The sequence below is a fragment of the Streptomyces glaucus genome, from assembly GCF_039533365.1.
In the GTDB taxonomy this organism is placed as follows: Bacteria; Actinomycetota; Actinomycetes; order Streptomycetales; family Streptomycetaceae; genus Streptomyces; species Streptomyces glaucus.
In genome coordinates this window covers 14,415-25,189 of the sequence record NZ_BAAATK010000019.1, presented here as the reverse complement: position 1 = coordinate 25,189, position 10,775 = coordinate 14,415, and the positions used below count along the sequence as shown (strand labels likewise).

Here is a 10,775-nt window from a genome sequence, read left to right as displayed (position 1 = left end):
GGCCGGGGAGGGCACCGGCGTGCCGCGGGACGGTGTGCGCGGCGGGGTCCGAAGGGGGCCGCCGGGAGCGGGCCCGGTCACGCGCGGCGCCGACGGCGGCGGCCGCGGTCAGCCGGGAGCCCCGGCGAGAGCGGGCTCGGTCCCGTCCCGTACGCCGTCCGGGCGCGCGGCGCCGGCGGGCGCCCCGTCCCCGCGGCCGACGTCCCAGCCCGCGGAGGCCAGTTGCCCCGCCAGGGCATCCGCCTCGGCCGGGGCGAGCTCGAACCGGATCACCAGCGGCCCGTCCGGGCCGTGCGGGGCGACCGGCGCGGCGACGGTGTCGGGTCCGGCGCCGTATCCGGCCGCGGTGTCCAGGAGCCGGGCGAGTTCGCCGGGGCGCCCGGCGACGGTGACGTCGACGTGGGCGGTGCCGGCGGCGCGCGGGCCGCAGGCCGGGGCGGGCAGCGCCTCCAGCGCGGCGATGCCGCGTTCCAGCAGGCCGGTGAGGTCGCGCCGGCTCCGCGTCCGGTTCCGCGGGTCCCGCGCCGACAGGTCCCGCACCGCCGTGAGCAGTTCGGTGAGGTCGGTCTGCAGGGCGGTGAGGACGCTGGCGACCTCGGCGGCGTTGGTCTCGATGATGTCGGTCCACAGCCGGGCCTCGCCGCGGGCGATCCGGGTGGCGTCCCGGAACCCCTGGCCGACCAGGAGGGCGGTGCCCGGCGACCGGCCGCCGAGCCGGGCCGCGACCAGGCTGGCCATGAGGTGCGGGGCGTGGGAGGTGAGCGCCACGGTCTCGTCGTGGGCCGCGCTCTGCATGACCGCGGGCACCCCTCCGCACAGGGCGATCAGGTCCAGGGCCCGGTCGAAGGCGGGCTTGGAGGTGAGCCGGGAGGGGGTGAGCACCCACACCCGGTCCTGGAAGAGGTCGGGGCGTGCGGCGAGCGGCCCGGAGCGTTCCCGGCCGGCCATCGGGTGGCCGCCGACGAAGTGCGTGGGCCGCGGGGCGCGGGCCAGCACCTCGCGTTCGGGGCCGGCCTTGACGCCGGCCACGTCCGTGTAGCTGCGGGCCAGGCCCCGCGCCTGCTGTTCCGAGAGCACGTCGGCGACCTTGCTCGGGGGTACGGCGAGCACCGCGAGGTCCACCGGTTCCCCGGGCGGCTGCGCGGTGCCGGCGCCGAGCAGCTCGGCGGTGCGGACCGCGGCCGCGTCGGCGTCGAGGAGGTGGACGGTGACGCCGCGCCGGGCGGCGGCGAGCGCCACGGAGGTGCCGATCAGTCCGGTGCCGACGACGGCCAGGGTGCGGATCACGAGGCCGCCCCGGTGGCGACGCCGGCGGCGCTGCCGCCGGGCAGGCGTGAGGTGACGGCGGCGGCCAGCCGGTCGAGTCCCTCCTCGATCTGCTCCGGCGTCAGGGTGCTGACGGACAGCCGCAGCTGGCGGGACTCGGTGCCCGCGCCGAAGAAGTGGTGCATGGGCGTGAACAGCACGCCGTGTTCGCGCCCCGCGTGCTCCAGGAAGGCGTCGTCCACGGTGAACGGCACGGTGACGACCACGAAGAACCCGCCGTCGGGTTCGTTCCAGGTCACTCCGGCGCAGTCCCGGAACCGTTCGGCGAGCCCTTCCAGGACCCGGGTCAGGTTGCTCCGGTACACGGCGGTTTCCCTGACGTTGGCGGCCACCAGGCTGAAGTCGTTGGCGATCAGCTTGCCGCCGATGACGGCCTGGGCGATCGGCGAGGTGTTCACCGTCAGCATGCTCTTGACCTTCGACAGTTCGTCGGCGAGCAGTCCGTCGCCCACCGGCTGGTCGGCGACGGCGAAGCCGACCCGCGCGCCCGCGACGCCGCTCTTGGCGAAGGAGCCGAGGTAGACGACCCGGCCCTCGGCGTCGAGCGACTTCAGCGTGGGCGGGCGCCGGTCGGGGGTGCGGTGGAAGAGCCCGTAGGGGTTGTCCTCCAGCAGCAGCAGGCCCTCCGACGCGGCGATCTCCAGCAGCCGGTGCCGGTCGGCGACGGTCATGCTGACGCCGACGGGATTGGCGAAGTCCGGCGTGACGTAGCAGGCGCGCACCCGGCGGCCGGCGTCGCGCGCGGCGCGCAGCAGGCGCACCAGCTCCCCCAGGTCGAGCCCGTGCGGCCCGGAGGGCACCGGCAGCACCGGCAGATCGGTGAGCAGGGCGGCGCCGGTGAGGCCGACGTAGGTGGGGGACGGGGCGAGCAGCGCGTCGCGGTCGTCGGCGCGCAGGACGCGCAGCACCAGGAACAGCGCCTCCTGGAAGCCGACGGTGACGACGACGGAGCGCGGGTCGGCGTCGATGCCCTCGTCGACGGCGAGGTTGCGGGCGATCAGCTCGGTGATGACGCCCCTGGTGTCGCCGTACTGGAAGAGGGTGCGGGAGACCTGCTGTTCCGTCATTCCCCGCTCACTTCGCAGATGATCCGCGAACACCTTCAGGTATTCGTGGAGCTGTTCCGTGTCGAAGAATCCCTCGTAGGGCCGGCCGGCCGCGAACGATATCGCCTCGGGATAGGCCCCGGCGATATTGTTCAGCAGATTCATCGACTCCATGGACGCAGCGGCGAGCGAGGCATGCAGCGGCTCCGAACTCAATTCGGCAAGATTTTCCCGGATCTGCATGGGGGTCAGTATCACGTACGCCGTCAGCTGCGACAACGCCGCTTCTTTGACACCTGGAAGACGGCCCTGACCAGCGCCTTCGGGTGTTCGTTTCTGACAAGTGCGATATTCGCCGGTCGAGTTGTACGGTTGTGCCGCAAATCCCGATCCTTCTTCGACCCAGGGACCGTCATGAATGATCGAGCGAGCGCGGATCGACCCATCAGTCACTACACGATCGACTACGTCGAGCTGTATGTGGAGGACCTGGCGGCAGCGGCCCGCGATTGGCAGGACGCATACGGTTTCTCCGTGGCCGGCGAGAGCGTTTCCGCCGACCACCGCGGTGTCGCGCTCCGGCACGGCGGGATCACCCTGGTCCTGACGACCCCGCTGAGCGACCGGCACCCCGCGTCCGCGTACCTCCCGGCCCACGGCGACGGGGTCGCCGACATCGCGCTGCGCACCCGGGACGCGGACGCCGCGTTCGCCGCCGCCGTGGCCGGAGGGGCCCGTGCGCTGCGCGAGCCGCGGCGGCACTCCGGGGACGGGCCGCGCGCGACCGCGCTCATCGGCGGCTTCGGGGACGTCGTCCACACGCTGGTGGAGCGCGAGCCCGGTGCGCCGGGCGGGCTCCCGGCGGGGTTCACCCCCGTCGCCGGCGAGCGGCCGTCCTGGTCCGGCGAGGTGGGGCTGCTGGAGATCGACCACTTCGCCGTCTGCCTCCCCGCGGGGGACCTCGGCACGACCGTGCGGTCCTACCGCAACGCCCTCGGTTTCCGCGAGATCTTCCAGGAGCGGATCGTCGTCGGCGCGCAGGCGATGGAGTCGAAGGTGGTGCAGAGCCCGAACGGCGCGGTGACCCTCACCCTCATCGAGCCCGACACCCGGGCCGAGCCCGGCCAGATCGACGACTTCCTGAAGAACCACGACGGGGCCGGCGTCCAGCACATCGCCTTCTCCAGCGACGACGCCGTGCGCTCGGTCCGCGCGCTGCGCGGCCGCGGGGTCCGCTTCCTGAGGACCCCGGACGCCTACTACGACCTGCTCGGCGGCCGTATCGAGCCGGCGGCGCACTCCATCGGCGCGCTGCGGGAGGCGCAGCTGCTCGCGGACGAGGACCACGGCGGCCAGCTGTTCCAGATATTCACCGCCTCCACGCACCCCAAGCGCACGCTGTTCTTCGAGATCATCGAGCGGCAGGGCGCGGGGACGTTCGGCAGCGCCAACATCAAGGCGCTGTACGAGGCGGTGGAGCTGGAGAAGACCGGGCAGCATGGTCCGCGGTGACCTGGGCCGGGGCGCGGCGGTCCCGCTCGACCTGGACGACGTCGAGCGGGCCGCCGCCGCGGCCCTGCCGCCCGACGTGTGGGACTTCGTCGCCGGGGGCAGCGGCCGGGAGCTGTCGCTCGCGGCCAACCGGGCGGCGTTCGACGGCGTGTTCGTGCGCCCCCGGGTCCTCAACGACGTGTCCGCGTGCGGCGCGGAGTCGACGCTGCTCGGGCGGGCGGTGCGGATGCCGGTGGCGATCGGGCCGGTGGCGTACCACCGGCTGGTCCATCCCGAGGGCGAGTCGGCGACCGCGCGGGCCGCGAAGGCGGCGGGTGTGCCGTTCACCGTGGCGACGCTGAGCAGCGTGCCGGTGGAGGAGGTCACGGCGGCCGGCGGCTCGGTGTGGTTCCAGCTGTACTGGCTGCGGGACACCGGGCGGACGCTGGAACTGGTCCGCAGGGCGGAGGACGCCGGCTGCGAGGCGATCGTGCTCACCGTCGACGTGCCGTGGATGGGCCGCCGGCTGCGTGACGTCCGCAACGGGTTCACGCTGCCGGACCACGTCCGTGCGGTCCATCTGGGCGGCGGGGCCTCGACGGCGCACCGCGGCGGCCACGGGGCGTCGGCGGTGGCCGTGCACACGGCGGAGACCTTCTCCCGGTCGCTGACCTGGTCGTCCGTGGAACGGCTGCGCGAGTGCACCCGGCTGCCGATCGTGCTCAAGGGCGTTCTGGCCCCCGAGGACGCGCGGCGCGCGGTGGAGCACGGCGTCGACGCCCTGGTGGTCTCCAACCACGGCGGCCGCCAGCTGGACGGCGCGGTGACCGCCGTGGACGCGCTGCCCGACGTGGTGGAGGCGGTCGGCGGCGCCTGCGAGGTCCTCCTGGACGGCGGTGTGCGCAGCGGCACGGACGTCCTCAAGGCCCTCGCGCTCGGCGCGTCGGGCGTGCTGGTGGGCCGCGCCCCGGTCTGGGGGCTGGCGGCCGGCGGCGAGGACGGCGTCCGGCGCGTGCTGGACATCCTGGCCGGTGAACTGACGGACGCGCTGGGGCTGGCCGGATGCGCGGGGGTCGCCGAGGCACGGCGGCTGACCACACTGGCGGCCCCGGGCGGCGGGAGCGTGCGGGGCGCCGGCGCCCGGAGCGGGTAGCGAACGCGCCCGACGGAACGGCGGGGCCCGGCACGCTCGTGGTGCCGGGCCCCGCCTCCCCGCCGGGCGTCGTCCCTCCGCCGGGTCCCGCTCTCCGCCGGTCGCCGTCCCGGTGCCGGGCCCCGCCTTCCCGCCGGGCCCCGGCCTCCTCCCGGCTCGCGGCCGGCGGCTCAGCGGCGGGCCCGGGGGGCCTCGTCCGTGGACGCCGGTTCCTGGTCGTGGACCGTGATGGCGTGCCCCGGGCAGCGCCAGACGACCGACCGCACGGCCGCGGCGAGTTCCGCGGCCGGCGCGGCGTCGTCGACGACGCCCACCCCCTCGTCGTCCTGGTCGAAGACCTGGGGCGCGAACATCGCGCAGACGCCGCCGCTCACGCACTTGTCGCGGTCGATCCGGATCTCCATCGGTCCGCCGTCTCCTCTCCGCCGGTCACCAGGCGACCGGCAGCCGGTGCACTCCGTGGGCGAGCGCGCGGTTGTAGAAGCGCACCTCCCCGGCGGGCACGGCGAGCCGCAGTCGTGGGAAGCGCCGCCACAGCGCCTGGTAGGCGATGCGCAGCTCGGTACGGGCCAGCGCGGCGCCCAGGCAGTGGTGGACGCCGTGCCCGAAGGCGACATGGGCGACCGGCTCGCGGGCGAGGTCGAGCCGGTCCGGTCCGTCGGTGAGGGCCGGGTCGCGGTTGGCCATGGTGAGCGAGCAGATGACGGTCTCGCCCGCCCGGATCACCCGGCCGCCGATCTCCACGTCGTTCACGGCGGTGCGCGGGGTGGGCGCGTTCGCCACCGACATGTAGCGGATCAGCTCGTCCAGGGCGCGGTCGGAGGCGAGCCGGCCGCCGTCGCCCCGGCCGGGGCCCTCGCCCCGGTCGGGAATCCCGCCCCCGCCGTCGCGGTCGCCGAGCAGCAGCGGCAGCTGGTCCGGGTTCTCCAGCATCGCCAGGACGCCGAGGCCGATCATGCCCTCGATGTTGTCGATGCCGGCGAGGATCAGCAGCACGCACACGCCGCGCATCTCGTCGTCGGTGAAGTCGTCGCCGTGTTCGCGCACCAGCGCGCCGATGAACCCGTCGTCGGGGTCCTCGCGCTGCCGCGCCACCATCGACACCAGGTAGCGGGAGAACGCGGCGCCGTCGGCCGCCCGCACCTTGCGGCTGCGGGAGAAGTCGAGATGCCGGTGACAGTGGCGCAGGAACTCGGGCCGGTCGTCGCGCGGCACGCCGATCAGCTCGCACAGCACCTCGCCCGGCACGGGCTGGGCGAACAGCTGCATCAGATCGGCGCCCGGTCCGGCGGCCTCGACGGTGTCCAGGTGCTCCTCGACGATCGCCTCGATGTCCGGTTCCAGCCGGCGCAGCCGCCGTACGGTGAACTCGGGGGTGAGCATCTGGCGCAGCCGGGTGTGCTCGGGCGGGTCGTAGTCCATCAGATGGCCCACCAGCTCCGGCGGGCGCCAGTCCGGTCCTTCGGCGCCCCACCGGCGGCGGGTGCTGAAGTTGGTGTGGTCGCCGAGGATCCGGCGGACCTCGGCGTAGCCGGTGGCGAGCCAGACCCACTCGTCGGACTCGTTGGGGCCGATGACGTACCTGCTCAAGGGGGCCGCGGCGCGCAGGTCGTCCGCCGGGTCGAACCGGGTGCGCCGGGTGTAGAGCAGTTCGGGGTAGGCCTGTGGGGCCCGCGGGGCTTGCTGCGGGGTGTGGTGCGGGGTTCGCTGCGGCATGAACGTCGTCCTCCTACCAGGCCACCGGCAGTGCGTCCAGGGAGTAGACCCGCGAGGACGGCGTCCGGAACCGGATCTCCTCGGCGGGCACGGCGAGCCGCAGATCCGGGAAGCGCCGCCACAACGCCAGGTAGGCGGTGCGCAGTTGCATCCGGGCCAGCGGGGCGCCGAGGCAGTGGTGCACGCCGTGCCCGAACGCCAGGTGCGGGGCGGGTTCGCGGGTGATGTCGAAGCCGTCCTCGGGACCGCCGCCGGGGGCGGCGATCCGGTTCGCCGCGAAGGCGGAGCAGACGACCCGCTCCCCCTTCGGCACCACGTGCCCGCCGAGCGGCACGTCCTCCAGCGCGGTGCGCGGCGAGAGGGTCGGGATCACCGAGACGTAGCGCAGCAGTTCCTCCACCGCGCGGTCGATCAGCCCGGGGTCCCGGCGCAACGCGGCGAGCTGGTCGGGGTGTTCGAGGAGCACGAGGGTGCCGAGCCCCAGCATGCTGGCGACGTTCTCGATGCCGGCGGAGGTCAGCGACGCGGCCAGGCCCTCCAGCTCCTCGTCGGTGATCTCGTCGCCGTGCTCGCGCACCAGCATGCCCAGCAGGTCGTCGCCGGGATCGCGGCGCTGCCGTGCGGCGAACCGGCGGAAGTAGGCGCGGTAGGCCCGGCCGGCCGCCATCTGGCGGGCCCGGCCGCGGCCGTCGTCGCGGGTGATGTCGAGGTGGCGGGACAGCTCCGCCCGGTCGTCGCGGGGCACGCCCAGCAGCTCGCAGGCGGTCCGGCCCGGGATCTGCCAGGCGAAGTGGTGCATCAGGTCGGACGGCGCCCCGGCCTGCTCCATCGCGTCGAGGCACTCCTCGACGACGGCCTCGATCCGCGGCTGGAGCCGCCGCAGGCGCCGCATGGTGAACTCGGGGTTGAGCATCCGGCGCAGCCGGGTGTGCTCCGGCGGGTCGTAGTGCAGGGGGTTGCCGATGTTCTGCAGCCGGCGGGACTGCGCCTCGGTGTCGGCGGGCGGGAGCATGGTGAACCGGTGCTGGTCGCCGAGCACCTCTCGGGACTCGTCGATGCCGGTGACCAGCCAGCCCACGACCTGGTCGGAGGGCCCGCCGTGCAGTCCGGTCCGCAGCACCGGGCACTCGGTGCGCAGCGCGACCAGCTCCGGGAGCGGGTCGAACCGGTCGCGGCGGTGGTACACGGGGACGTCACGGGACGCCATCGTCGTGGCTCGCCTCCCTCAGGCGGTGGTGGCCGGCAGCCAGCACAGGCCGTCCGCGGAGGAGACCAGGCCGCCGGGGAACATGGGCGCCTCGGGTTCGGCGTCCTCGCCGAGCAGCGCCCGCATCTGCACCCGGCCCGCCTCCTGCATGGCGTTGCGCACCACGGAGGAGCCGAACAGCGGCACGGAGCTGCCGTCCTCGGCGGCGGCGAGCTTCTCCACGGCGGTGGCGAACTCGTCGGAGTTCTGCGCCAGCCGGTCGCCCAGCGCCCCGGCGTTCATCAGACTCTGCTCGCCGGAGGAGACGCCGCCGATCAGTTCGACGAACGCCTGGAGCTCCGGCTCGCTGTTCGCGGTGACCTTCTTGGCCTGCCAGAAGTAGGAGCTCTCGTCGCGGTGCATCTCGTAGAAGGAGACGAGGAACTCGTAGAAGACGCCGTACTCGCGCCGGTAGCGGGCCTCGAACTCCTTCATCGCGGCGTCCTCGTCGACCGTGCCCTCCAGGACGCTGTTGAGGGAGCGGGCGGCGAGCAGCGAGCTGTAGGTGGCCAGGTGCACGCCGGAGGAGAAGACCGGGTCGACGAAGCAGGCGGCGTCGCCGACGAGCATCATGCCGGGCCGGGTGAAGGTGGTCTGGTGGTACGAGTAGTCCTTGCGGACCCGGATCTCGCCGTACTGGCCCTCGGTGACGCGGGTGGCGTCGGAGAGGTAGTCGGCGATCATCGGGCACTCGTCGATCAGCGCCCGCAGCGCCTGCTCCGGGTCGCCCTGGATCTTCTCGGCCATCTCCCGCCGTACGACGGCGCCGACGCTGGTCAGGGTGTCGCTGAGCGGGATGTACCAGAACCAGCCGCTCTGGAAGGCCACGCACAGGATGTTGAAGCGGTTGGGCTCGGGCAGCCGCTTGCCGTTCTCGAAGTAGCCGAAGAGGGCGAGGCTGCGGAAGAAGTCGGAGTACTCGCGGGTGCCGCCGACCTTGCTGTAGAGCCGGCTCCTGTTGCCGGAGGCGTCGACGACGTACCGGGCGCGGATCTCGCGCTCGGCGCCGTCGGGGTCGGTGTAGGTGAGCCCGCACACCCGTTCGCCGTCCTCGAGGACCCCGCGCACCGCACAGCCCTCCCGGACGTCGGCGCCCTGCTTGCGGGCGTTCTTCAGCAGGATGTCGTCGAACTTGGACCGCTCGACCTGGTAGGCCACGGAGGTCGGGCCCGCCATGCGGGGCGAGACGGAGAAGGCGAAGGTCCACGGCTCGGGGCGGGCGCCCCAGCGGAAGGTGCCGCCGCGCTTGAGCGGGAAGCCCGCCGCGGCGAGGTCGTCCGCGGCGCCGGAGAGCCGGCACACGCCGTGAATGGTGGACGGCAGCAGCGATTCGCCGATCTGGTAGCGCGGAAAGTTCTCCTTTTCGAGTACGACGACCCGGTGCCCTCGTTTGGCGACGAGTGCGGCGAGGGTGGAACCGGCGGGTCCGCCGCCGACGACGGCCACGTCGAATTCTTCGGTCACTGCTGCCACAGTCAACTCCCTGTCCGTGTCTGCTTTCTCATTGAGCCTGAATTCGCCCGGCGGGTTCGTCAACTCGTCCAATTTCCTTGCGCGGACGCTCTTTTCGCCCGATCAAGGTCAGCAGCGGCCCGGTCATGAAAGTGGTGACGAGGGCCATGAGGACGAGCACCGTGAAGAGCCCGGGTCCGATCACCCCGGCTTCGAGCGCCACGTTGAGCACGATCAGTTCGGTGAGGCCGCGGGTGTTCACCAGCGCGGCCACCCGCGCCGACCGGTGGGGGCCGAGCCCGGTGAACCGGCAGGCCGCGTACGCCGGGCCGAGCTTGCCGACGACGGCGATGCCCAGGATCAGCGCCAGCAGCACCAGCCCGTCGGCGTCGAGCGTGCCGACGTCGAACTTCAGCCCGGTGGTGACGAAGAACAGGGGCAGGAGCAGTCCCGCGGTCTGCTCCATCGGCTGCAGCACCTCGGCGTCCGGGACCTCGTTGCGGCGGGGCATGACCAGTCCCGCGAGGAAGCCGCCGAACACCGGGTGCAGGCCCAGCTCGGACGTCACCCAGGCGCTGCCCAGCGCGAGCCCCAGCGCCGGCGGGACCGGGCTGAGCAGCCACGACTCCGAGCGGCGCAGCAGCCGGTCGAGCAGGGGGCGCACCACCAGGAACATCACCGCGCCGAACAGCACGATCAGCACCAGCGCCGTCAGCCACGACGGCCCCGAGGAGTGCCCGGTGCCGGCGAACGCGGCGGCCAGCACCAGCCAGGCGGCCACGTCCATGATCCCGGCCGCGGTGGTGGCCACCGTGCCGGTGGGGGTGCCCGCCATGCCGCGCTCGCGGACGATCGCCACCAGCACCGGCAGTGCGGTCACCGAGCAGGCCACCGCCATGAACATCACGAACGTCCGCCCGCCCGCGCCCGGTTCGACCGCGGTGAACACCCCGTCGAGGAGGGTCACCGCGCCGGTGCTGAGTCCGGCCGGGACCAGCAGCGACAGCGCGGCCACCGCCAGCACGGACCGGCCGCCGCTGCGCAGCTGCCGGTAGTTGATCTCGTATCCGGCGAGGAACATGAAGATCACGACGGCGACCTGGGAGAGCACCGTCAGGAACGGCAGCACCTCCGGCGGGAAGAGCGTCTTCGTCACGTCCCCCGGCAGCCGGCCGAGCAGGGTGGGGCCGAGAGCGACACCCGCCGCGATCTGCCCGATCACGGTCGGCTGCCCCAGCCGGCGGGCCAGCGCGCCCAGCAGCCAGGAGACGACGACGATGAGCGCGACGTCACCGATGACCACGGCGGTCACCTGTTCGGTGTCCACGCCTCTCCTTCCGTCCGC

Annotated in this window: 9 protein-coding genes; 2 read left to right on the top strand and 7 right to left on the bottom strand. The window is 73.6% G+C overall.

What is annotated here, in order from left to right:
- Positions 1–108: 108 nt before the first annotated feature.
- Positions 109–1,287 carry a prephenate dehydrogenase gene (locus ABD363_RS16240; RefSeq protein ID WP_344604007.1) on the bottom strand — a complete coding sequence of 393 codons (1,179 nt, stop codon included), beginning with the start codon at positions 1,285–1,287 and terminating at the stop codon, positions 109–111.
- On the bottom strand, positions 1,284–2,615 hold the full coding sequence (locus tag ABD363_RS16235) for an aminotransferase-like domain-containing protein (RefSeq protein ID WP_344604164.1): 1,332 nt from the start codon (positions 2,613–2,615) through the stop codon (positions 1,284–1,286). Before ABD363_RS16235 ends, ABD363_RS16240 begins: the two co-directional genes overlap by 4 nt.
- 171 nt (positions 2,616–2,786) lie before the next feature.
- Between ABD363_RS16235 and hppD the strand changes: the two genes are divergently transcribed.
- Both hppD and ABD363_RS16225 read left to right on the top strand, forming a co-directional pair.
- The gene (hppD, locus tag ABD363_RS16230) at positions 2,787–3,884 is read left to right on the top strand and encodes a 4-hydroxyphenylpyruvate dioxygenase (RefSeq protein ID WP_344604005.1); all 1,098 of its coding nucleotides are present in this window, start codon (positions 2,787–2,789) and stop codon (positions 3,882–3,884) included.
- Positions 3,871–5,016 (top strand): alpha-hydroxy acid oxidase, encoded by a 1,146-nt coding sequence (locus ABD363_RS16225; RefSeq protein ID WP_344604003.1) that lies wholly within the window; start codon positions 3,871–3,873, stop codon positions 5,014–5,016. Before hppD ends, ABD363_RS16225 begins: the two co-directional genes overlap by 14 nt.
- Positions 5,017–5,186: 170 nt before the next feature.
- Here the strand turns inward: ABD363_RS16225 and ABD363_RS16220 are convergent, their stop codons facing one another.
- The 5 genes from ABD363_RS16220 to ABD363_RS16200 are packed head-to-tail and all read right to left on the bottom strand — an operon-like array spanning position 5,187 to position 10,757.
- Complete coding sequence (locus tag ABD363_RS16220; protein ID WP_344604001.1) at positions 5,187–5,420, bottom strand: ferredoxin; 234 nt, start codon at positions 5,418–5,420, stop codon at positions 5,187–5,189.
- 25 nt (positions 5,421–5,445) lie between these two features.
- Entirely contained in the window at positions 5,446–6,732 is a 1,287-nt protein-coding gene (locus ABD363_RS16215; protein ID WP_344603999.1) for a cytochrome P450, read from the bottom strand.
- A gap of 13 nt (positions 6,733–6,745) precedes the next feature.
- Complete coding sequence (locus ABD363_RS16210; protein ID WP_344603997.1) at positions 6,746–7,939, bottom strand: cytochrome P450; 1,194 nt, start codon at positions 7,937–7,939, stop codon at positions 6,746–6,748.
- 18 nt (positions 7,940–7,957) lie between these two features.
- Positions 7,958–9,442 (bottom strand): tryptophan 7-halogenase, encoded by a 1,485-nt coding sequence (locus tag ABD363_RS16205; RefSeq protein WP_344604162.1) that lies wholly within the window; start codon positions 9,440–9,442, stop codon positions 7,958–7,960.
- A gap of 37 nt (positions 9,443–9,479) precedes the next feature.
- A complete protein-coding gene (locus ABD363_RS16200) occupies positions 9,480–10,757 on the bottom strand; it encodes a cation:proton antiporter (RefSeq protein WP_344603995.1) in 1,278 nt (425 codons plus the stop codon).
- Positions 10,758–10,775: the final 18 nt, after the last annotated feature.

Bases quoted from the DNA above. Each gene is read 5' to 3' on its own strand.
- ABD363_RS16235 (WP_344604164.1), bottom strand. From the start codon at position 2,615: ATGCAGATCCGGGAAAATCTTGCCGAATTGAGTTCGGAGCCGCTGCAT.
- hppD (WP_344604005.1), top strand. From the start codon at position 2,787: ATGAATGATCGAGCGAGCGCGGATCGACCCATCAGTCACTACACGATC.
- ABD363_RS16225 (WP_344604003.1), top strand. From the start codon at position 3,871: ATGGTCCGCGGTGACCTGGGCCGGGGCGCGGCGGTCCCGCTCGACCTG.
- ABD363_RS16220 (WP_344604001.1), bottom strand. From the start codon at position 5,420: ATGGAGATCCGGATCGACCGCGACAAGTGCGTGAGCGGCGGCGTCTGC.
- ABD363_RS16215 (WP_344603999.1), bottom strand. From the start codon at position 6,732: ATGCCGCAGCGAACCCCGCACCACACCCCGCAGCAAGCCCCGCGGGCC.
- ABD363_RS16210 (WP_344603997.1), bottom strand. From the start codon at position 7,939: ATGGCGTCCCGTGACGTCCCCGTGTACCACCGCCGCGACCGGTTCGAC.